Consider the following 21848-nt stretch of genomic DNA (forward strand, 5'->3'; position numbering starts at 1 on the left):
GCGGCCCTACCCGCATCCCCCTTTTCAGACAGAGGAAATCAGACAATGGCCGATATCACCGCAGCGATGGTCAAGGACCTGCGCGAAAAGAGCGGCGCGGGCATGATGGACTGCAAGAAGGCGCTGGCCGAGGCGAATGGCGACATGGACGCCGCGCTGGACTGGCTGCGCACGAAGGGCCTGGCGGCCGCGCAGAAGAAGTCGAGCCGTACCGCAGCCGAGGGCCTGGTCGGCGTCGCCACCAGCGGCACCGTCGGCGCGGCCGTCGAAGTGAACTCGGAAACCGACTTCGTCGCCAAGAACGACCAGTTCCAGTCGTTCGTGAAGGACGTCACCGCGATCGCGCTGAAGTCGACCGACGATGTCGAGGCGCTGAAGAACGAAGCGATGCCGCAGGGCGGCACCGTCGCCGAAGTGCTGACCAACAACGTCGCGACCATCGGTGAGAACCAGTCGCTGCGTCGCGCCAAGCGCCTCGAAGTGTCGAAGGGCGCGGTCGTGTCCTATGTCCACAACCAGCAGGCGCCGGGCCTGGGCAAGATCGGCGTGCTCGTCGCGCTCGAATCGGACGCTTCGGACGAGGTCCTGCAGAAGCTGGGCAAGGACCTGGCCATGCACGTCGCGGCCGCCTTCCCCAAGGCGCTGAACGAGGAAGACCTGGACGAGGCCGAGATCGAGCGTGAGCGCGCGATCGCGACCGAAAAGGCCGCCGAATCGGGCAAGCCCGCCGACATCATCGCCAAGATGGTCGAGGGCGGCATCGCCAAGTACCGCAAGGAGCACGCGCTGGTCAGCCAGCTGTTCGTGATGGACGGCAAGACCAAGATCAGCGACGTGGTGGCCAAGGCCGCCAAGGACGCCGGTGCCGAGATCCAGCTGGTGGACTATGTCCGCTTCCAGCTGGGCGAGGGCATCGAGAAGGAAGCGTCGGACTTCGCCGCCGAAGTCGCCGCGGCCTCGGGCGTTCCGCAGAAGGCGTAACGATCCGCGCCGTCCCTTGACGGGACGGTGACGGCAAGGGGGAGCGGTCGCCGCGAGGTGGTCGCTCCCTTTGCGTTTGGGGGTGGGCGATCGCTCCCGAGGCTTCGTTCGCCTCGGGCGAAGTCGAAGGGCGCGGGGTCGGCGGAACTCCATGGGCTTCGACGTCGCGCCGCCTGAACGGGGCGGGGGCGAAAGGCCGAGTCGCTTTTGTGAGACACGGCAGGCCCACGAAAATCCCCGCGATCCGCCGCTCCACGGTTGCCCGCCGCCCGCCCGCCGCCTAAGGTCCGCGGCACTTTCACCATCAAGATCCGAGAAACGATGACCAGCCCGCGCTTCAAACGTATCCTATTGAAACTCTCGGGTGAGGTGCTGATGGGCGAGGGGGGGCTGTCCATCTCTCCCGAGATCACCGCGCGCGTGGCGCAGGAGATCGCCGACGTCCGCGCGCAGGGTTATGAACTGTGCATCGTGGTCGGTGGCGGCAACATCTTCCGCGGCCTGTCGGCGGCGGCCAAGGGGTTCGAACGCGCGACCGCGGACTATATGGGCATGTTGGCGACCGTCATGAACGCGCTGGCGGTGCAGAACGCGCTGGAGCAGATCGGCGTCGACACGCGCGTCCAGTCGGCCATTCCGATGGCCAGCGTCTGCGAACCCTTCATCCGTCGTCGCGCCGAGCGGCATCTGGAAAAGGGCCGGGTGGTGATCTTCGCGGCGGGCGTCGGATCGCCCTTCTTCACCACCGACAGCGGTGCCGCGCTGCGCGCCGCCGAGATGAAGTGCGACGCGCTGTTCAAGGGCACCAGCGTCGACGGCGTCTATGACGCCGATCCCAAGAAGGTGCCGACCGCCACCCGTTACGAAACCGTCAGCTATTCCAAGGTTCTGTCCGACGACCTGAAGGTCATGGACGCCTCGGCCATCGCGCTGTGCCGCGACAACAATATCCCGATCGTCGTCTTCAACATCCGCGAACATGGCAATTTCGGTGCCGTGCTCGCCGGTCAGGGTGTGTCGACGGTCGTTCAGAACGCAGGAGCTTAACCCATGCCAGCCTATGACAAGTCCGATCTCGAGCGCCGTATGCAGGGCGCGGTCGAATCGCTGAAGCACGACCTGAACGGTCTGCGCACCGGTCGTGCATCGACCGCCTTGCTCGATCCGGTGACGGTCGAGGTCTATGGCAGCCATATGCCGCTGAACCAGGTCGCGACCGTCTCGGCGCCCGAGCCGCGCATGCTGTCGGTGCAGGTGTGGGACAAGTCGAACGTGTCGTCGGTCGAAAAGGCGATCCGCTCGGCGGGTCTGGGCCTGAACCCGATCAATGACGGCCAGACTCTGCGCCTGCCGATCCCCGACCTGACCGAGGAGCGCCGCAAGGAGCTCGCCAAGCTGGCGAACAAATATGCCGAGGGCGCGCGCATCGCGGTACGCAATGTCCGCCGCGACGGCATGGACAGCCTGAAGACCGACGAGAAGAAGGGCGTCTTCGGCGAGGACGAGCGCAAGCGTCACGAGACCGAGGTCCAGAAGCTGACCGACGCCACCGTCGCCGAGCTGGATGCGGCGGCGGCGGCCAAGGAAAAGGAAATCCTGGGCAAGTGAGTCCTCCGGCCGCCTCGGCCCAGACGGCTCTGGGGTCGCTGGTGGCCGTGCCCGATACGGGTGCGGTCCCGCGTCACGTCGCGATCATCATGGACGGCAATGGCCGCTGGGCCAAACGCCGTCTGCTGCCCCGCTTCGCCGGACACAAGGCCGGGGTGGATGCCGTGCGCCGCATCGCGCGTGCGGCGCGGGCGATGGGGATCGAGGCGCTGACGCTCTACGCCTTTTCCTCGGAAAACTGGCGGCGGCCCGAAACCGAGATCAGCGACCTGATGGGGCTGCTCCGCATCTTCCTGCGCAAGGATCTGGCGGAGCTGGTGTCGGACAATGTCCGGCTGCGCGTGATCGGCGACTATCGCCGCTTCGCGCCCGATCTGGTCGCGATGATCGACGACGCCATTGCCCGGACCTCGGTCAATAGCGGGCCGGTCCTGGCCATCGCGCTGAACTATGGCGCGCAGGCCGAGCTGGTCGAGGCGACGAAGCGGCTGGCGATGAAGGTCGCGGCGGGCGAGATGACCGCCGACGGCATCACGCCCGAGGCGATCGAGGGCGAGTTGCAGACGAACGGCCTGCCGCCGCTCGACCTGGTCATCCGCACTTCGGGCGAACAGCGTCTGTCCAACTTCCTTTTGTGGCAGGCCGCCTATGCCGAGTTGATGTTCGTCGACACGCTCTGGCCCGATTTCGACGAGGCCGCGCTGGCCGATGCGGTGGCCGCCTTCGGACAACGGCACAGGCGTTTCGGCGGCCTGTGATCGATCGCGATTCCGAACCCGCGGCAAGGCCGGTCGAGCCCGCCGCCAAGCCCATGTCCAACCTGACCAAGCGGGTGTTGGCCAGCATCGTGATGATCGCGGTGGCCAGCCTGTGCCTGGCGCTGGGCGATCTGGCCTTCTGGCTGCTGGCGGTGGTCGTCGGCCTGTTCATGATGGCCGAATGGTCCGACTTGCTGAAGGTCGATGCCAAGCAGAAACGACTGGCCCAGTTCGCGCTGTCGGTGCCGCTGGCGATCATGGCGCCGGGACTGGCGGCCGGGCCGGGCTTTTTCGCGCTGGGCCTGATCGCGGCGACCTTCTTCTTCCTGACCATCGTGTCGCGGCGGCCTGCATTCGGGGCCGGTGCCTTCTATGTCGGCCTGCCGGTCTTCTCGCTGCTGGCGATCCGTCTGCATGACGACGGGCTGGCCCTGTCGCTGTGGACGATGGCGCTGGTCTGGGCCTGCGACAGCGGGGCGTTCTTCGTCGGGCGGCAGTTCGGCGGACCCAAGCTCGCGCCGAGCATCAGCCCGGCCAAGACCTGGTCGGGGCTGATCGGCGGCGTGGCGGCGGCGACGCTGCTGGCGGTGCTGATGCGCGCCTATCATGGCCTGCCTTTGCACCTCGTCATCGCGACCCCGGTGCTGGCGGTGCTGGCGCAGATCGGCGACCTGTTCGAAAGCGGGCTGAAGCGGCGGGCGGGAGTGAAGGACAGCGGCAATGTCCTGCCAGGCCATGGCGGCGTCATGGATCGGCTCGACGGCATCGTGCCTGTGGCCCCGATCGCGGCTCTCCTGATCTTTCTGCCGGACCTGTTCTGATGCGAAGCGTGACGATCCTCGGCGCGACCGGCTCGGTCGGCACCTCGACGCTGGACCTGATCGAGCGCGAGCCCGATCGCTACCGCGTCCGCGCGCTGACCGCCAATGGCGATGTCGCCAAGCTGGCGGCGGCGGCGAAGCGGACCGGAGCCGAGCTGGCGGTGGTCGCCGACGAACGCTGCCTGCCCGATCTGCGCGAGGCACTGGCGGGGACCGGGACGCGGGTGGCGGGCGGCCGCGCGGCGGTGATCGAGGCAGCGGCGAGCGGCGCGGACTGGACGATGGGGGCGATCGTCGGGTGCGCCGGGCTGGAGCCCGCCATGGCCGCGATCGCCAATGGCGGCACGGTGGTGCTGGCCAACAAGGAGCCGCTTGTCTCGGCGGGTGAGGTGGTGCTGGCGGCGGCCGCGAAGGCGGGGGCGACGCTGCTGCCCGCCGACAGCGAGCACAACGCCATCTACCAATGTTTCGACTTTGCGCGGCCCGAGCGGGTGCGCCGGATCGTCCTGACCGCCAGCGGCGGCCCGTTCCGCACCTGGACCACCGACGCCATGCGCCGCGTCACCCCCGAACAGGCGGTGGCGCATCCCAACTGGTCGATGGGCGCGAAGATTTCGGTCGATTCGGCGACGATGATGAACAAGGGGCTGGAGCTGATCGAGGCGGCCCGGCTGTTCCCGGTCCCCTCCGACCGGATCGAGATCGTGTTGCATCCCCAATCGGTGATCCATTCGGCGGTCGATTATGTCGACGGCTCGATGCTGGCGCAGCTGGGGCCGTCCGACATGCGGGTGCCGATCGCGCATTGCCTGGCCTGGCCGGACCGCATGCCGACGCCGATGGCGCCGCTCGACCTGGTCGCGCTGGGCCGGATGGACTTCGCCGCGCCCGACCCGGTGCGCTTTCCCGCGCTGCGACTGGCGCGTGCCGCGCTCGAGGCGGGCGGGGCTGCCCCGGCCATTCTGAATGCGGCCAATGAGGTCGCGGTCGCGGCTTTTCTTGCACGCCGCATCGGCTTCCTCGAAATTGCCGCAATCGTTGAGGATATTCTCCATCGCTACGACCCGGCCCCGCCGGAAACGCTCGACGCGGTGATCGCGATCGATGCGGAGACGCGGGAGCTGGCGGGCGAGCGCGTAGAGGATTGCGTCGTTTGATCGAAACCCCCGGCCTGTTGTTGACCATCCTGGCCTTTGTTCTCGCCATCGGTCCGCTCGTGTTCGTGCACGAGATGGGCCATTACCTCGCCGGGCGCTTGTTCGGGGTGAAGGCGGAAACCTTCGCGATCGGCTTCGGGCACGAGGTGTTCGGGCTGACCGACCGGCGCGGTACGCGGTGGAAGATCGGGTGGCTGCCGCTGGGCGGCTATGTGAAGTTCGCCGGTGACATGAACCCCGCCAGCCAGCCCGACGCGGCCTGGCTCTCGCTCCCGCCCGAGGAGCGCGCGCGGACGTTCCAGGCCAAGCCGGTATGGCAGCGCGCGATCATCGTCGCGGCGGGCCCCGCGATCAATTTCGTCGCGGCGATCCTGATCCTGGCGGGCTTTGCCTGTGCCTATGGCGAGGCGGTGATCCCGCCGGTGGTGGGTGAGGTCGTGACGGGAAGCGCCGCCGCCTCTTCGGCGCTGCGCCCCGGCGACCGGGTGACGGCGATCGACGGGCGCACCGTCACCGATTTCGCCGATATCGCGCGCTATGTGCAGATCCGCGCCGGACAGCGGGTGACGATCGAGGCGACGCGCGGCGGCGTGCCGTTCACGACCGACGTCACCGTCGGCACCGACGAGCAGCGCGATCGCTTCGGCAACCGCTATCGCATCGGCCGCCTGGGCGTGCGCGGCACCGGCACGGTCGATGTCCGCCCGGTCGGCCTTCTCCGCGCCCCCGTGGTGGCGGTGAAGCGCACCGGCGAGATCGTCCGCATGATGGTCGAGACGCTGGGGCAGGTGATTTCCGGCCGCCGCTCGGTCAAGGAACTGGGCGGGCCGGTGTCGATTGCCAAGGTGTCGGGCGAGCAGATGGCGCTGGGCCTCGACGCCTTTGTTTTCTTCGTGGCGCTGGTGTCCATCAATCTGGGGTTCATCAACCTCTTGCCAGTGCCGATGCTGGATGGCGGTCATCTTCTCTTCTATGCGATCGAAGCGGTGCGACGTCGCCCCCTGGAGCCGGCGGCCCAGGAATGGGCATTCCGTGGCGGTTTGGTCGCGATCCTGGCCCTGATGCTCTTCGTGACGTTCAACGATCTGGGCAATTTGGGGCTTTGGAAAAATATCGCTGGCTTGATCGGCTGACGTCGATGGGGCAGGGCGCGAGGACGACAGGGGTCGGTTCGACTTTTCTGGGGTGGGTTTGGTGACAGCAATGACGGGTATCAAGACTGTGCGCGCAGGCGCCTTATTGCTGGCGGGCACGATGCTGTCGGGCGTCCCCGTCATGGCGCAGGTCGCGCCCGCGACGCCCGCCGGGACGACGACACAGGCGGCGGCGCCCGCCGCGACGCCCGCGCCGCAGCGGATCATCAAGACGCTGCGGGTCGAGGGCGCGCAGCGGATCGAGCCCGAGACGGTGCTCTCCTATACCAAGCTGCGCGTGGGCATTCCCTATTCGGCCGAGACGCTCGACCAGGCGCTGAAGGATCTTCAGGCGTCCGAACTGTTCGCCGACTATTCGATCTCGGGCGTCGAGAGCGGCGACATCGTGCTGCGCGTGCGCGAGAATCCGATCATCAATCGGGTCATTCTGGAGGGCAACAAGCGCCTGAAGGAAGACAAGATCAAGAAGGAGATCAAGCTCGCGCCGCGGCAGATCTTCACCCGCACCGCCGTCCGTCAGGACGTGGCGCGGATCGTCGAGCTGTACCGCCGCCAGGGCCGGTTCGGCGCGGTGGTCGACCCCAAGATGGTCAATCTGGACCAGAACCGCGTCGATGTGGTGTTCGAGATCAGCGAGGGGCCCAAGTCCAAGGTCCGCCAGATCAACATCATCGGCAACGAGAAATTCTCCGACGACGAACTGCGCGGTGCGATGTACACCAAGCAGTCGCGCTGGTTCCGCTTCCTGTCCTCGGCCACCAGCTACGACCAGGATCGCCTGGCCGCCGACCAGCAGAAGCTGCGCGCCTTCTACCTGTCCAACGGCTATGCCGATTTCCGCGTGACCAGCGCGGTGGCCGAGCTGACCCCGGACAAGAAGGACTTCATCATCACCTATGTGGTGGAGGAAGGTCCGCGCTACAAGTTCGGCGACGTCAAGGTCGACAGCCAGATCCGCGACTTCGACAATGAAAAGCTCGCCCAGTCGCTGCCGATGAAGAAGGGCGACTGGTACAATGCCAAGCTGATCGAGGATTCGATCGACAGCCTCAGCCAGACGGCGGGCCTGTTCGGCTATGCCTTTACCGACGTGAACCCCGAGTTCCAGCGTGACAAGGACACGCTGACCATGTCGATCACGTTCAACATCGCCGAGGCGAAGCGAACCTATATCGAGCGGATCGACATCAACGGGAACACGCAGACCCAGGACAAGGTCGTCCGCCGCGAGTTCCGCGTGGCGGAAGGCGATGCGTTCAACAGCTTCCAGGTTCGCCGCAGCCAGGACCGCATCAATTCGCTCGGCTATTTCCAGGAAAAGCTGGAGGTCAAGCAGAACCCCGGCTCGACCCCCGACCGCATCGTCCTGGAAACCAATACCGAGGAACAGTCGACCGGCTCGCTCCAGCTGTCCGCGGGCTATTCGTCGCTGGAACGCTTCATCATCCAGGCGAACATCACCCAGCGCAATTTCCGCGGCAAGGGCCAGGAACTGCGCGCGGGCGTGAACTATTCGGCCTATTCGAAGTCGATCGAGCTGGGCTTCACCGAGCCTTATGTGTTCGACAAGAACGTCGCGCTGGGCGTCGACGTGTTCCGTCGCGACTATAACTCGTTCAACTATCTGGGCACCACCCGCCAGACGACCTATAGCCAGGTGTCGACCGGCTTCCAGGTGCGCGCGGGCGTGCCGCTGACCGAATATTGGTCGCTGTCGGGTCGCTATGGCCTGACCTATGACGAGGTCGGCCTGGCCTCGTCCTTCTTCAACGCCGATGGCAGCTGTAACTTCCAGACGGCGGGCCGTTATCTTTGCGACGCGATCGGCAATCGCTGGACCTCGTCGGTCGGCTATTCGCTGATCTATGACAGCCTGAACAGCCGTCTGCGTCCGACCGCGGGTCAGCGTTTCTCGTTCAGCCAGGACTTTGCCGGTCTGGGCGGCGACGTGAAATATATCCGCACCCGTGGCGAAGGCGCCAAGTTCTGGGGTCTGGGCAAGGGCTTCGTCTTCTCGGTCCTGGGCGAGGGCGGCTATATCCACTCGCTGGAGGACAGCCGCGGTCCCGGCATCGACCCGGTGCGTATCGTCGACCGCTTCTATCTGGGCGAGCCGCAGTTCCGTGGCTTCGACATTCGCGGCGTCGGTCCGCGCGTGCTGCGCGTGCCCTATGTCATCGGCACGGATGGATCGCAGTCGCGTCAGACCGATCGCGACCAGATCGTCGACGACGCGCTGGGCGGCCGCGCTTATTATCTGACGCGCGCCGAGCTCGAGATTCCGCTGGGCTCGGGTGCGCGCGAAATGGGTCTGCGGCCCAGCATCTATGTCCAGGCGGGCAGCCTGTGGGGCATCACCCGCCCGCTGCCGTCGCTCGACTTCCCGCAGGCGCGCGACGCCAACGGCAATCTGCTGTTCAACAAGGACGGGTCGAAGACGCTCGCCCCCTCGCTGCTCAAGGACGGGCAGGGGCGGCAGCTGTACGTCGTGCCGACGGGGTCGGACAATGCGGGCCAGTTCACCACCTGCTCGGTCGGCTTCTCGGCGACGTCGGGCGGTACCTGCTCGGGCACCAGCACCAACACCATCGCGCAGAATACCAACTATGCCGAAGAGCAGTTCTACGGCGGCACCTGGCGTCCGCGCGTGTCGATCGGCATCGGTGTGAACTGGAATTCACCATTTGGACCGCTGCGCATCGACCTGGCCAAGGCATTGGTCACGCAGCCGGGCGACGACCCCAAGCTCATCACTTTCAACGTAGGGACGCAGTTCTGATGAAGACGATTTCCAAGCTCCTCCTCGCGGCGGCCCTGGTGGCCCCGGCCGCGACCGTCGCGACGACCGCGAGTGCGCAGGTGAACGGCGTCGCCGTGGCCGACCCGCAGGGTGCGATCGCCGGTTCGCGCGCCTGGGCGACCGCCCGCCAGCAGATCGAGACGACCTACAAGGCGCAGCTCGACCAGGCCGAGACCCGTCGCACGGCGCTCGCCGCCGAGCTGAACCCGCTGGTCCAGGCGTTCCAGACCGCGCGTTCGGCCCCCAACGCCAACGAGGCGGCGCTGCGCACCCAGGCGCAGGCGATCCAGACCAAGCAGCAGGCCGCCGAGCAGGAATTGGCCCGCCTGACCCAGCCCGCCGTCCGCGCGCAGACCTATGCCGTCGAGCAGCTCCAGGCCAAGCTGGGCGAAGCGGTGCAGAACGCCGTCCGCGCCAAGAATGTCAGCCTGCTGGTCAGCCCGCAGGCGGTGCTGTTCATGCAGCCGACCGCCGACATCACCTCGGCCGTGACCGCCGAGCTGGACAAGCTGGTCCCGACCGTCAGCATCACCCCGCCGGCGGGCTGGCAGCCCGGTCAGCAGGGTGGCCAGCAGGGCGCCGCCCCCGCCGCCGCTCCGGCCGCCACCCCGGCTCCGGCGCCTGCGCGTCGCCAGAACAGCGGCCGGTAATCGCTTCGTGAGCGACGTTGTGAACGACGAGGCGAAGACCGTCCTCGGCCCGCTGGACGTCACGCGGGTCATGGCGGCGATCCCGCACCGTTACCCGATGTTGCTGGTCGATCGTGTCGAGGAACTGGTCCTCGACACGTCGATCCGCGCGGTGAAGGCGGTGACGATCAACGAGGCGTTTTTCCAGGGCCATTATCCCGGCCGTCCGATCATGCCGGGCGTGCTGATCGTCGAGGCGCTGGCGCAGGCCGCCGGTGTCCTGGGCGTGGAAAGCCTGGGCCTCGCCAATTCGGGCAAGCTCGTCTATTTCATGTCGATCGACGGCGTGAAGTTCCGCAAGCCCGTGGAACCCGGCGTCCTCCTCCATCTGGAGGTGGAGTTCGTGTCGAAGCGGACCCGCGTATGCAAGTTCGCGGGTGTCGCCAAGATCGACGGCGTCGCCGTGGCGGAGGCCAATTTCACCGCGATGATCGCCGATCCGCCCGCCGAGGCGTAAGGGCTCACGTCGCTTTTGACTATCGGGGCGCGGTCCGCTATGGGCCGCGCCTTGAGCTTTAAGGCTGGTCGGAACCAGCCATTTTCCGGAGCAATATCATGAAGACCGATACGCACCCCGACTATCACATGATCAAGGTCCAGATGACCGACGGCACCGTGTTCGAAACCCGCTCCACCTGGGGCAAGGAAGGCGACACGATGCAGCTCGACATCGATCCGCTGGCGCACCCGGCCTGGACCGGCGGCCGTGGCCAGATGCTGGACACCGGCGGTCAGGTCGCGCGCTTCAACAAGCGCTTCGGTGGCGGTCTCACGCTCCGCAAGTAATGGCCTGGCCCTGCGGGGCCGCGCTATCGCAAAGGACCCGGCGCCTCCATGCGGAGGGGCCGGGTTTTTTGTATCCGCCGCGCGCGGCCGGAAAATCGTTTGCGATGTATTTACCACCTCGCTTTAGCATTGCCTGCATGTTCGCCGCCGAATTCGAGCCCATGAAAATTCCGGCCCGCCGTCGCTCGAAGCGGACGGAGGTGAAGGTGGAGGCCGATTATGAGGGCGACGGCCTCGCCCGCGCGCTGTGCCGCGTTCTCGACATTTCGACCCACGGCGCCCGGCTGGAAACCTATACCGAGCTGCGCAGCGGGATGACGATCTGGCTGCGGCTGCCCAAGGTGGGGCAGGTAATCGCGCGGATCGTCTGGGCCGACGATTTCGCGGCGGGGTGTCAGTTCCAGACCCCGCTGGCGCAGGACGCCTATGAGGTGCTGGCGCCGCTCGCCTGATCGCGGGGTGGCCAGGGGCGATCGGCTGGGCTAGTCCATGGGACTATTCGTTGCAAATGGAACGATCTTGACCCTGCCAGTCCCTCCCGTGACCGCGCTGCCGCGTGGCGAAGACAGTGTCGCCGCAGTCAGCGTGACCGAGCTGTTCACGATCGGTATCGGCCCCTCCAGCTCGCACACGGTCGGGCCGATGCGCGCCGCCAAGGCCTTTGCGGTCGAGATGCTCGACACCGGGCTGATCCCGGTGCGGGTGCAGGCCGAGCTGTTCGGATCGCTATCGCTGACCGGGCGCGGGCACCATAGCGACCGTGCCGTCCTGCTGGGCCTGGCGGGGGAGACGCCCGAGACGATCGATCCCGACGCCGTCGAGGGACTGCTCGCGCGGATCGGTGAGACGCGGCGGATCACGCTCGACGGGCGGCATGCGATGGATTTCGATCCCGAGGCCGATCTGCTGTTCCGCCCCGGCTTTCTGCCCGCCCATCCCAATGGGATGGTCTTCACCGCCTTCCTGTCCGACGGCAGTTCGGTGGTGCGGCGCTTCTATTCGATCGGCGGCGGTGCGATCCGGATGGAGGGGGCCGAACTGGCGCGGACCAACCGGCGACTCGCCTATCCCTTCGCCTCCGGGGCGGAACTGCTCGAGCGTACCGGGGATACCGGCCTGTCGATCGCGCAGATCGTCCGCGCCAACGAGGCGGCGTGGCGCGAGGATGCGGAGACGGACGCGTTTCTCGACCGGGTTCGCGACGCGATGGTGGGCGCGATTGATCGCGGCTGTACCGCGACGGGCATCCTGCCCGGCGGGCTGAAGGTCCAGCGCCGTGCACAGGCGATCAAGCAGAAGCTGCTCGACCGGGGGCCGCGCACCGATCCCAGCCTGGTGTTCGAATGGGTCAGCCTGTGGGCGCTGGCGGTCAATGAGGAGAATGCGGCGGGCGGACGGGTCGTGACCGCGCCGACCAACGGCGCGGCCGGGGTCATTCCGGCGGTGCTGCGCTATTATGAGGCCTTCGTCCATGGCGCGACGCGCGACGGGGTTCGCACGCTGTTGCTGACGGCGGCGGCGGTGGGGATGCTCTACAAGAAGCGGGCCTCCATCTCGGCGGCCGAGATGGGCTGCCAGGGCGAGGTCGGCGTCGCCTGCTCGATGGCGGCGGCGGGGCTGGCGGCGGCGCTGGGCGGCACTCCCGCACAGGTCGAGAATGCCGCCGAGATCGGCATGGAGCATAATCTGGGCCTGACCTGCGACCCGATCGGCGGGCTGGTCCAGATCCCCTGTATCGAGCGCAACACGATGGGCGCGATCAAGGCGATCAACGCCGCCTATCTCGCGCTGCACGGCGACGGGCGGCACATCGTCAGCCTAGATCAGGTGATCGAGACGATGCGCCAGACCGGTGAGGACATGAAGTCGCAATATAAGGAAACCAGCCTGGGCGGGCTGGCGGTCAACGTCGTCGAGTGCTGACCCGCCCGGTCAGCGCGCCGCCCAGCGGATCGCGTTGGTCAGGATGCGGCGATAGGCGGGATCGTCATAGAGCTGCGGCTCATGCCCCAGCGCGGAATAAACGACCCGTCCCTTGCTACGCGGGTTGATCCACAGCACGGGATGATCCGCGCCCATGCGCAACCGCTCGCCGGGGCGATAGCTGCCCTCGTCGACGCGCGCGAGCACGGTCATGCCGCGCGCCGCCGGATTGCCGTCGAAGCTGTACCATTCGTCGCGCGCGACCCAGGGCATCGTGACGCCGCGAAGCACGGGATGGTCCGGCCGGACCGCGACGACCCGCGCGGGCTGGATGTGATCCGCGCCGCCCGGATGGCCGATAAAGGTCGTGCCGATGATCGTATCGGCATACCAGGGCTCCTTGTGACTGTCGTCGCCCGCCGCGTGCAGCGCCACGACCCCGCCACCGCGCGCGACGAAGCGCGCAAACGCCGCCTGCTGTTCGGCGCTCAGGAAATCGCCGCTGGCGCTGTTGAGGACGACGACCGAGAAACGCGATAGCTGGTCGTCGTTGAAGACGGCGGCATTCTCGGTGGTGAAGCTGGCGCGGCCGAGCCCTTTGGCGATCCCGGCCAGCACGGTGTTGGAATGCGGGATATGCTCGATATGCCGCCAGCCATTGGTCTTCGAGACGATCAGCACGCCGCGCTTCAACCCTGCGGGCAGGGTAGGGGCGACGCTGTCGACGGTCCGGCCGGGCAGATGCGGGTCCGATGGCGCCTGCGCGGCCACGACAAGCGCCATCATCATCAGTGTTTTCAGCATCATCCGTCTCCCTTTTGGGAGAAGCTACCCAGATTGGTTACGCGCGCAACCTCTTCCTCCCCTGTAAGGGGAGGGGGACCATGCGTAGCATGGTGGAGGGGTATCTCCATCGGCCATGACACCCCTCCGTCAGCCCTTCGGGCTGCCACCTCCCCTTACAGGGGAGGAATTACGATCAATCCGCCGCGATCGGGCCGTCATGCGGCTTGGGTCGCCGGGTGAACCAGGTCAGCGCCGCCAGCACGATGCACAACCAGGCCGACACATAGAAGATGTCGGTCGAGGCCAGCAGATAGGCCTGGCCGACCATCTGCCGGGTGACGGCGGCGGCGGCCTGGGTATCGGTCAGGCCGAGATGGTTGAGCCCCGTCCGCGCCATCTGCCACACCGGGTTCTGGCCGATCGCTTCGGACAGATGCGCCTGGTGCAGCGCCTCGCGCCGGTCCCACATCGTCGTCGTCAGCGACGCGGCAAAGCTGCCCGCCGTGATGCGCGCGAAATTGGAAATACCGGTCGCCGACGGAATGCGATGCTGGGGCACGCCGTCCAGCGCGATGGTCAGCATCGCGAGGAAGAAGGTGCTCATCGCGATCCCCTGAACCATCAGCGGCAGGACGAAGTCGCTGAAGCTGGCCGAGGTGTTGAGCCCCGAGCGCATCCAGTAGGACAGGCCGAAGGCGGCAAAGGCGATGGTCGCCATGATCCGCGCATCGACCTTGCCCGACAGCCGCGCGACGATGGGGGTGAGGACCACCGCCACGGCCCCGCTGGGCGCGGCGACCAGCCCCGCCCAGGTCGCGGTATAGCCGAGCTGCGTCTGGAGCCAGAGCGGCAGCAGCAGCGTGTTGGCGAAGAACACGGCATAGCCCAGGCAGAAGGCCAGCGTCCCGATGCTGAAATTGCGCCCCTTGAACAGCGACAGGTCGACCGCCGGATTGGCGTCGGTCAGTTCCCAGATCAGCCACGCGACGAAGCCGACGATCGCGATCACCGTCATCACCACGATCCGGGTCGAATGGAACCAGTCGTCATTCTTGCCCAGGTCGAGCATCATTTGAAGCGCCCCGACCCAGACGACCAGCATGATGAGCCCGACCTTGTCGATCGGCAGGTTGCGGGTCGGCGTTTCCCGGCTCGACAGGCCGCGCCAGCACACGCCCGCACAGAACAGGCCGACCGGCACGTTGATCAAGAAGATCCAGCTCCAGTGATAATTGTCGGAGATATAGCCGCCCAGGATCGGCCCCATGATCGGCGCGACCAGCGTCGTCATCGACCAGATGCCGAGCGCGGTCGAGCGTTTCTGCGGCGGGAAGATCGAGATCAGCAGCGCCTGGCTGCCCGGGATCATCGGCCCCGATACCGCGCCCTGAAGCACGCGGAAACCGATCAGCGAGGACAGGTCCCACGCGATCCCGCACAGGAACGAGGCGATGGTGAACAGGAAGACCGAGACGCAGAAGGTCCGCACCACCCCGAACTTGCCCATCAGCCAGCCGGTCAGCGGCACCGCCACGCCGTTGGCGACGGCGAAGGCGGTGACGACCCAGGTCGAGTTGTCCGAACTGACGCCCAGATTCCCCGCGATGGTGGGCAGCGAGACGTTGGCGATGGTCGAATCGAGCACCTGCATGAAGGTGCCCAGCGCCAGCGCGAAGGCGATCAGCGCCAGCGAGGCGCCTTTCAGCGGAGCGGGGCCATCCCCCGCGCCCGCCTGGGGAGGGCCGCCCGACATCAGCGATTGGCCGCGATGATCTGCGCGATCCGCGCCTCGATTGCGGGATCGTTGCCGTCGGTCGCGGGGGTGCGATAGGTCTGGCTGGCGGGGGCGCCGATGCGCGGACCGCGCTGGTCGGCGGTATCGACCGTGACGGTCGCCGACAGGCCGACGCGCAGCGGGTTCTGGCGAAGCTCATTGGCGTCCAGCCCGATCCGCACCGGCACGCGCTGGACGATCTTGATCCAGTTGCCGCTGGCATTTTGCGGCGGCAGCAGCGCGAAGGCGTTGCCGCTGCCCGCGCCCAGGCCGATAACCTTGCCGTGATAGACGATCTTGCCGCCATAGATGTCGGCGACGATCGTCGCGGGCTGGCCGATCCGCAGGTCCTTCAACTGGGTCTCGCGGAAATTCGCGTCGACCCACAGCCGGTCGAGCGGCACCACCGCCATCAGCGGGGTTCCGGCGGCGACCTGCTGGCCGACCTGCACGGTGCGCTGCGCGACGACGCCGGTGATCGGCGCGACGACGTGCATATGGCTGCGCGCGATGGCGGCGCGGCGATAGGCGGCGATCGCGGCGAGGACCGACGGGTTGGTCGATACCTCGGTCCCCTGCACGGCGGTGCGCGCCTGCGCCGCCTGGGCGCGGGCCAGGTTCAGGTTGGCGGTCGCGACCTTCACCGCGTCGGCGGCGTGCGACAGCTCCTCGCCCGACACGGCCCCCTCGGCGGCGGCACCCCGGCGGCGGGCATAATCGGCCTGCGCCTGGGTCAGTTCGGCCTGCGCCTGGACGATGGCCGCGCCGCTCTGGTTGACCTTGGTGAAGTCCGCTCGCGTCGCGCGGACCGCGCGCGCCAGCTCGGCGGCGGCCGAGGCCACGCCGACATCGGCGGTGGCGGGGTCGAGGTCGATCAGCGGCGCGCCCTGCTTCACCGTCTGGGTGTTGTCGGCATGGATGGCCAGCACCGTGCCCGGATCGCGCGCGGTGATCGCCACCACATCGCCCGCGACATAGGCGTCGTCGGTCTCTTCCTCGGGCTTGGCGAGCAGGAAGTGGAACACGGCCCAGACGATCGCGGCGATCACCACGACGACCGCCAGGATGGTCAGGCCGGTCTTGCGCGCCCTGGGCTTGCCGGCGGGCGCGGGGGAGGGGGCGGCGGTGGCGGTGTCGCTCATCGGGGCGTGCTTTCGGTGGAAGGGGAGAAACCGCCGCCCAGGGCGACGGCCAGCGCGATCCGCGCCTGGACCGCGTCGGCGGCGAGATTGGCGTCGGCCTGATCGGCCTCCAGCTGGCGGATATCGGGGTCGATCAGCCCCAGTTGCGATTGCAGCCCGCTCGACACGCGAATGGCGTTCAGGCGGCGCGTCTCGGCCAGTCCGCGCGTGACCTCGCTCTGGCGGGCGCGCTCGGTGGCGAGGGTCTGGCTGCGCGTCACCGCATCGGCGGCCTCGCGCACCGCGCCGACGACCCGGTCGTTATAATCGGCGGTCGCCAGGTCGAGCGCGGCGGTCGCGCCGGCCAGGCCCGCGCGAAGCCGTCCGCTGTCGAAGATCGGCAGGTGGATGGCGGGCCCGGCGCCGACGGTCCCGGCATCGGCGGTGAACAGATTACCCAGCCCGACCGCCTGGAACCCCGCCAGCGCCATCAGATTGACATTGGGCAGGAACGCCTTGCGCGCGACCTCCTGCCCGCCCTTCGCCGCCTCGATCCGGGCGAGCGCGGCGGCGATGTCGGGGCGACGGGACAGCAGGTCGGCGGGCACGATCCCCGGCATGGGGAGCGCGGTGTCGAGCGCGATCCGCGTCGGCGCGATCGTCGCTGGATAGTCGAGGCCCCGCCCGGCCAGCGCCGCCAGCGCGTTGCGTGCCAGCGCCGCCTGTGCCTCGGCCCTTGCCAATGCGACCCGCGCCTGGGCGAGCAAAGTCTGCGCGCTGCTGGCGTCGAGCTGGCTGGCGAGGTGGTTGCGGATGCGCGCCTGCACCAGCCCCAGCGAGCGGGTGCGCGTATCGATGGTCCGGCGCGCGATCGCCGCCTGCCGCTCGGCACGGGCGAGTTCGACATAGGTCTGCGCGACCGATCCCGCGAGCGCGAGCCGCGCCGCCGTCACGTCGAGCATCGCCGCGCGGGTGGAGGCGCGCGCCGCCTGGATCGCGGCGGCCTGTCGCCCGAACAGGTCGATCGTCCAGTTGAGACTGGCCTGTGCCTGCCCCAGCCACTGGGTCGTCCCCGCATAGGGCGGCGGGATGGTGTAGCGGCCCGAGATGCGGCTATATTGCTCCTGCGCGTCGAGCGACACGGCGGGGCCGTCTTCCGCCCGGCGGCTGGCCAGCACCGACTCGGCCTGACGCAGCCGCGCCATCGCGATCTCCAGCGACGGATTGCCGGACAGCGCATCGCGGACGATCCGGTCGAGCTGCGGATCGCCCAGCCCATGCCACCACTCGGTCGCCACCAGCGGCGCCTGCGCGGTGCCCAGACCCAGCGTGTTGGTCGCGACCGGGGCGATGGCGGGATGCGCCTGCGGCACCGAACAGCCCGCCAGCAGAAGGGCGGTGAGGAATGTCGACCGCTTCATGCCTGGGTCTCCAGACGGTCGCGGAGCCTGAGGAGAAGGGCGACGAGCTGGTCGGCATCCTCCTGCGACCAGTCGGCCATCCAGTCGTTCCACAGGGTGACGACCTTGACCTTGCAGCGTTCCGCGACGATGCGCCCGGCCTCGGTCAGCGCGAGGCGGACGACGCGCCGATCGGATGTGCAGCGGCGGCGCGCGATCAGGCCGCGCTCCTCCAGCGTGTCGATGATCCGCGTCGTCGCGCCGGTATCGTGGCACAGGTGGCGCGACATCTCCGCCGCCGTCTCCCCGAAACCGCAGAGCAGCGTCATCAGCGCGCTCCACTGGACATGGGTGACTTCCTCATCCTGAAAGATCGGCTCCATCCCGATCCGGGCGAGCTGGAACACGCGCTTGGTCAGATAACCGACCGAGCGTTCGGGATCGAAATGGGCAGTATCTTGGTGAGCCATATGACTGCCATGGCAATAGCTGCCACGGCAGTCAATTTATGGATGTCATCATGACGCATTTGTCATAACGGAGCAGGTGCGGTGGGGCGAGACGATCGTGTCTCGCCCCGTTCGGGTCAGCGGGTTTCGCGGGTCGCCGCGATCGCGGCATTGGCGGCGAGGATATAGGCCGAGGTGGTCGCGACCGTATATTCATTCTCGAACCACAGGAACGGCCAGTCGGTCTTCAGCTCGGGGAAGTCCGGCTTCACGATCAGCACGCCCGGCACCAGCCCGCCGGGGATGAAGCCATAATCGGCGCGGTTGTGGCCATAGCCGATCAGCTTGGACGCGGTGCCCACCGTCGAGACGAGCGACAGGTTGTTCGCCGGGTGCCGCCCCAGCACATAGTCGATCGCGTTCAGCGTGTATTCGGTCCCGACGATCTCCGGGAACGCCTTGTGCATCAGGTACATGTTCGATCCGAACGCGACGACCTGATGCGATCCGGCCCAGTTGGCCTCGCTGATCGGCACGCCGAAGGGGTTTTTGGCCAGATCGGCATCGAGCTTCGCCTTGGCCTGCCGGACCAGCGGCGCCAGTGCGGCCCGGTACTTGGCGTCCATGAAGGGCAGGGCGCGGATCGCCGAGGCCCCGACCCATTCGAAGCTCTTGGCCACAACGGGCATCAGCGCGCGGAGGCGATCGGCATAGACGCGGTCGCCCTTGCTGGTGATCAGCATTTCCACCGTCGCGCCGACATTGGCGCCCTCCGCCGACCAGGGCGATCCCGAATCGTCGCGCCCGTCACCCGCCTTGACCGGGCCTTTTTGCTGGCGGGACCACAGCGTCTTGGCGGCATCCCATGCCTCGGCCGCCATGGTCGGGTCGCTGTCGGCCAGCGCCCGCGAGGCGGCGGCCAGCGCGCCCGCCACCGCCAGATTGTTGGCGGGCAGATCGGTGGTGAAGGCCCAGCGATCGTCCTGCGCGCCCGACGACCCGCCGCGCCGCTCGGTTACGCCCAGCGAGGCGTCATAGGTCAGATTGTCGGTCTGCGACCCCGCATCGCCCAGATGGGCATATTGTCGCTGGACGGGATCGATGATGCCGACGATCGCATGGCCGAACACCTTGTACTGGGCGAGCAGTTGCAGCGTGCCGTGGCGGATCTGCTGGAGCGCGTCCTGCTGGCCGTCGGGCTTGCGGATCTCGACCGCACGGGCGGCCTCGTCCACGCTCGTCTCGTCCCAGTCCAGCCCGTAAAGCTCACGCCCCCAGGCCAGATCGCGGACCACGGCGGCGTTTTGCGGCGTCTGGATGTCGTAATCGCCCGCATCCTGGAAGCCGCCGACGTCCAGCCCCGGAATATGCTCGCCCGGCTTGAATGGCGAGTCGAGGGTCGGACCCATTTTATAGCCGTCGAAATGGACGTGATTGGCCGGCGCCTGGCGCGCATCGTCCAGATGCGAGGGGGCGGACCAGACGCGATATTGTTCGCGAATGCCGACATGGTCCATCTGCTCGGCGATGAAGGTATCGAGCGAGGTCTGCCAGATTCGGTCATAGGCGTCGGGCGCGATGCGGAAGGGGTTGGTCACCTGGCCGCCATAGGAAATGGCATAGACGCCCGGTTCCCGGACCTGCGAGAAGTCGAAGGCGGCGTAATCATAGCGCATCCAGCGCCCGCGCGGGGCCACGCGGCTGCGCAGCACCGATTGCCGGGTTCCGTCGGCGGCCAAGCGGACGAGTTCGGCCTCGGCGGGGGCGGAGCCGTGTGGATCGGTCTCGATCAGCGCGACCTTGGATCGGCCCGGCGTATAGCCCGCCTGGTTGAACGAGACGACCGGCGCGCGGACCCAGTCCTTCACGACATTGGGGCGGACATGCCAGACGACGGCATTCTCCTTGGCCCCGGCCGCGATCAGCGAGCGGACGACGAACCAGCCATTCTGCGCCCGGTTGCGCGCGTCATAGAGTTCCAGCGCCCCGGCGTCCGAGGTGATGGTGACGCGGGTCAGCGGATCTTCGGGCGACAGGGTGATCGCCTTGCCCCCGGCGGCCAGCGGCATCGGATCGCCCGACCCGTCCTTGCGCATCGGCCCCGTGGCATGACGCGGGAAGAGCCCCGGCGCGCTGTCCATCAGATAGGTCTTGCCGAAATAGCTGGTCGGCAGGAAATCCAGGTTGAACCCAGCCTTGCCCGCCAGCGCCGCGGGCAGCGGCTTGTCGAGGTCGACCGCGATGCGAAACCCGTCGCCCTCCGCCGTCACCTTCACCCGATAACCCAGATCGACGTCCTTATAGGTGGATCGGACCACCACCTGATTGGGCTCGGTCCCGCGCGTCCGGCTGATGAAGGCGGGGACCGGGTCCCATTGTTCGGGCGTGCGGTTCAGCCGCACCGCGCCATCGGTCGCGATCCGCTCGCCATGCAGGACGATCTGGAGCCCGGCATTCTTCTCGTCGAAGAAGATCGGACTGAACTGGTTCTGGTCGACCATGACGGTCAGCCCCTGGCGCTCGAGCGTCTCCGCGGGGGTGACGGCCAGCGACTGTGCCCGGACCGCCTGGGCCCCCGCGATCACGCTGGCCGAGGCCAACAAGGCGATCCCCATCCGTTTCAGCATATCCCCTCCTAGTAGCGCTATCATTTCCGAATGCGGAAGCGGCGCCCGGACGGAGAGTCCGTCCCGCATTCCGCGTCCCGCATGCCGGGGCCTTTATGACCTCGCGGCGTGGGCAATCTGTGGCAGAATGCCGGATTAAACAACGGAAAAGTGGAGGGTTATCCTGCATCAGCCAAAGGGGCGGCACGGGCCTTGCCCAGCCGACGCAAGGGGCCGGAGGCGAAGTGGATATAACGCTCACATAAACGGGTATGGGATGACCTACGGCCACGAAAAAAGGGCATGAACGGATCGCCGCTCATGCCCTTGTATATCGAGGAGGGGGCCGGACGCCGCGATGCGGCGCACGGGTGAGGATCAGGGTTGCGACTTGTAGCGCGGCTGGGCGCGTCCGGCCTCGTCGGCGGCCTGGCGGATCAGCGCGATGTTGCGCTTGATCGAGGCGGCCAGCGCCGCGCGCACGGCTTCGTCGGCATCCGAACCGGCGGGCACGTCGCGCAACAGCGCCAGCCAGTCGCCCACCGCTTCGTCATGCTGGCCCTTCAGATCCTTTTCCATCGCGAAATAGAAACGGGCGCGCGCATCGCGCGCATCGCGCGGATCGAGCGCCAGCGCCTTGCGAAAGGCTTCGGCGGCGGGGGCGGGGAGGTCGGCGGAGTTGGACTTGGTCGTCTGCATCACCGCTTCGCCGAGCGCCGACCAGGCGGTCGACTGGTTGGGATCGATCGCGAGCGAGGCGCGATAGGCGGCAGCGGCCTCGTCGAAGCGGCGGGCGGCGAGCATCGCATCGCCCAGGCGCTTCTGCGCGGCGGCATCGCCGGGCGCCTTGGTGGCGGCGGCCTGCGCGGCGGCGGGGGCTATGGCGGGGGCGGGGCGGTCGACGAAGACGGGGGCGGGCTCGGCCTTGTCGACCGGGCGGCGCAGCAGCGCCATGGCGATGAACGCCAGAAGGGCCAGCACGAGCACGATGCCCGCAATGACGAAGAATTTGCCCCGTTTCATCTGATGGATCCT

Annotated in this window: 20 protein-coding genes; 13 read left to right on the plus strand and 7 right to left on the minus strand. The window is 67.6% G+C overall.

The window, feature by feature from the left end:
* Positions 1 to 45: 45 nt before the first annotated feature.
* The 13 genes from tsf to ACFX59_RS09165 all read left to right on the plus strand — a co-directional run bounded on the left by tsf (position 46) and on the right by ACFX59_RS09165 (position 12677).
* Positions 46 to 981 (plus strand): translation elongation factor Ts, encoded by a 936-nt coding sequence (gene tsf / locus ACFX59_RS09105; protein WP_387431715.1) that lies wholly within the window; start codon positions 46 to 48, stop codon positions 979 to 981.
* Positions 982 to 1302: 321 nt separating this feature from the next.
* Positions 1303 to 2028 (plus strand): UMP kinase, encoded by a 726-nt coding sequence (gene pyrH / locus ACFX59_RS09110; RefSeq protein WP_307097990.1) that lies wholly within the window; start codon positions 1303 to 1305, stop codon positions 2026 to 2028.
* Between the two features lie 3 nt (positions 2029 to 2031).
* The gene (frr, locus tag ACFX59_RS09115) at positions 2032 to 2589 is read left to right on the plus strand and encodes a ribosome recycling factor (RefSeq protein ID WP_307097991.1); all 558 of its coding nucleotides are present in this window, start codon (positions 2032 to 2034) and stop codon (positions 2587 to 2589) included.
* Positions 2590 to 2678: 89 nt separating this feature from the next.
* Positions 2679 to 3347 carry a polyprenyl diphosphate synthase gene (uppS, locus tag ACFX59_RS09120; RefSeq protein ID WP_387431968.1) on the plus strand — a complete coding sequence of 223 codons (669 nt, stop codon included), beginning with the start codon at positions 2679 to 2681 and terminating at the stop codon, positions 3345 to 3347.
* 53 nt (positions 3348 to 3400) lie between these two features.
* Positions 3401 to 4168 (plus strand): phosphatidate cytidylyltransferase, encoded by a 768-nt coding sequence (locus tag ACFX59_RS09125; RefSeq protein WP_309698157.1) that lies wholly within the window; start codon positions 3401 to 3403, stop codon positions 4166 to 4168.
* Positions 4168 to 5325 (plus strand): 1-deoxy-D-xylulose-5-phosphate reductoisomerase, encoded by a 1158-nt coding sequence (gene dxr, locus ACFX59_RS09130; protein WP_387431718.1) that lies wholly within the window; start codon positions 4168 to 4170, stop codon positions 5323 to 5325. The genes ACFX59_RS09125 and dxr overlap by 1 nt, the downstream gene beginning before the upstream one ends.
* The gene (gene rseP, locus ACFX59_RS09135; protein ID WP_387431720.1) at positions 5322 to 6458 is read left to right on the plus strand and encodes an RIP metalloprotease RseP; all 1137 of its coding nucleotides are present in this window, start codon (positions 5322 to 5324) and stop codon (positions 6456 to 6458) included. Before dxr ends, rseP begins: the two co-directional genes overlap by 4 nt.
* A gap of 70 nt (positions 6459 to 6528) precedes the next feature.
* Positions 6529 to 9258: an outer membrane protein assembly factor BamA gene (gene bamA, locus ACFX59_RS09140; protein WP_307097994.1), complete on the plus strand. Its 2730-nt coding sequence runs from the start codon at positions 6529 to 6531 to the stop codon at positions 9256 to 9258.
* Positions 9258 to 9929, plus strand: a complete 672-nt coding sequence (locus tag ACFX59_RS09145; protein ID WP_307097995.1) for an OmpH family outer membrane protein — start codon at positions 9258 to 9260, stop codon at positions 9927 to 9929. The genes bamA and ACFX59_RS09145 overlap by 1 nt, the downstream gene beginning before the upstream one ends.
* Before the next feature lie 7 nt (positions 9930 to 9936).
* Entirely contained in the window at positions 9937 to 10425 is a 489-nt protein-coding gene (gene fabZ / locus ACFX59_RS09150) for a 3-hydroxyacyl-ACP dehydratase FabZ (RefSeq protein WP_307097996.1), read from the plus strand.
* Between the two features lie 98 nt (positions 10426 to 10523).
* Positions 10524 to 10754, plus strand: a complete 231-nt coding sequence (rpmE, locus tag ACFX59_RS09155; protein WP_007404343.1) for a 50S ribosomal protein L31 — start codon at positions 10524 to 10526, stop codon at positions 10752 to 10754.
* A gap of 161 nt (positions 10755 to 10915) precedes the next feature.
* Positions 10916 to 11206 (plus strand): PilZ domain-containing protein, encoded by a 291-nt coding sequence (locus ACFX59_RS09160; protein WP_309694537.1) that lies wholly within the window; start codon positions 10916 to 10918, stop codon positions 11204 to 11206.
* Positions 11207 to 11243: 37 nt separating this feature from the next.
* On the plus strand, positions 11244 to 12677 hold the full coding sequence (locus tag ACFX59_RS09165; protein ID WP_387431726.1) for an L-serine ammonia-lyase: 1434 nt from the start codon (positions 11244 to 11246) through the stop codon (positions 12675 to 12677).
* Between the two features lie 9 nt (positions 12678 to 12686).
* Here ACFX59_RS09165 and ACFX59_RS09170 read toward each other — a convergent pair whose 3' ends face one another.
* The 7 genes from ACFX59_RS09170 to ACFX59_RS09200 form a co-directional block, all read right to left on the minus strand.
* The gene (locus ACFX59_RS09170; protein ID WP_387431729.1) at positions 12687 to 13484 is read right to left on the minus strand and encodes a ThuA domain-containing protein; all 798 of its coding nucleotides are present in this window, start codon (positions 13482 to 13484) and stop codon (positions 12687 to 12689) included.
* 172 nt (positions 13485 to 13656) lie between these two features.
* On the minus strand, positions 13657 to 15216 hold the full coding sequence (locus ACFX59_RS09175) for a DHA2 family efflux MFS transporter permease subunit (protein ID WP_387431731.1): 1560 nt from the start codon (positions 15214 to 15216) through the stop codon (positions 13657 to 13659).
* Positions 15216 to 16379 carry an efflux RND transporter periplasmic adaptor subunit gene (locus tag ACFX59_RS09180; RefSeq protein WP_307098000.1) on the minus strand — a complete coding sequence of 388 codons (1164 nt, stop codon included), beginning with the start codon at positions 16377 to 16379 and terminating at the stop codon, positions 15216 to 15218. Before ACFX59_RS09180 ends, ACFX59_RS09175 begins: the two co-directional genes overlap by 1 nt.
* Positions 16376 to 17779, minus strand: coding sequence for an efflux transporter outer membrane subunit (locus ACFX59_RS09185; protein ID WP_387431734.1), 1404 nt, complete (start codon positions 17777 to 17779; stop codon positions 16376 to 16378). Before ACFX59_RS09185 ends, ACFX59_RS09180 begins: the two co-directional genes overlap by 4 nt.
* Positions 17776 to 18228: a MarR family winged helix-turn-helix transcriptional regulator gene (locus ACFX59_RS09190; RefSeq protein WP_307098002.1), complete on the minus strand. Its 453-nt coding sequence runs from the start codon at positions 18226 to 18228 to the stop codon at positions 17776 to 17778. The genes ACFX59_RS09185 and ACFX59_RS09190 overlap by 4 nt, the downstream gene beginning before the upstream one ends.
* A gap of 116 nt (positions 18229 to 18344) precedes the next feature.
* Positions 18345 to 20834 carry a glycoside hydrolase family 9 protein gene (locus ACFX59_RS09195; RefSeq protein ID WP_387431738.1) on the minus strand — a complete coding sequence of 830 codons (2490 nt, stop codon included), beginning with the start codon at positions 20832 to 20834 and terminating at the stop codon, positions 18345 to 18347.
* A gap of 357 nt (positions 20835 to 21191) precedes the next feature.
* Complete coding sequence (locus ACFX59_RS09200) at positions 21192 to 21836, minus strand: tetratricopeptide repeat protein (protein ID WP_387431741.1); 645 nt, start codon at positions 21834 to 21836, stop codon at positions 21192 to 21194.
* Positions 21837 to 21848: the final 12 nt, after the last annotated feature.

Origin of the sequence: Sphingomonas sp. NCPPB 2930 (assembly GCF_042867205.1) — a bacterium.
Classification (GTDB): domain Bacteria; phylum Pseudomonadota; class Alphaproteobacteria; order Sphingomonadales; family Sphingomonadaceae; genus Sphingomonas.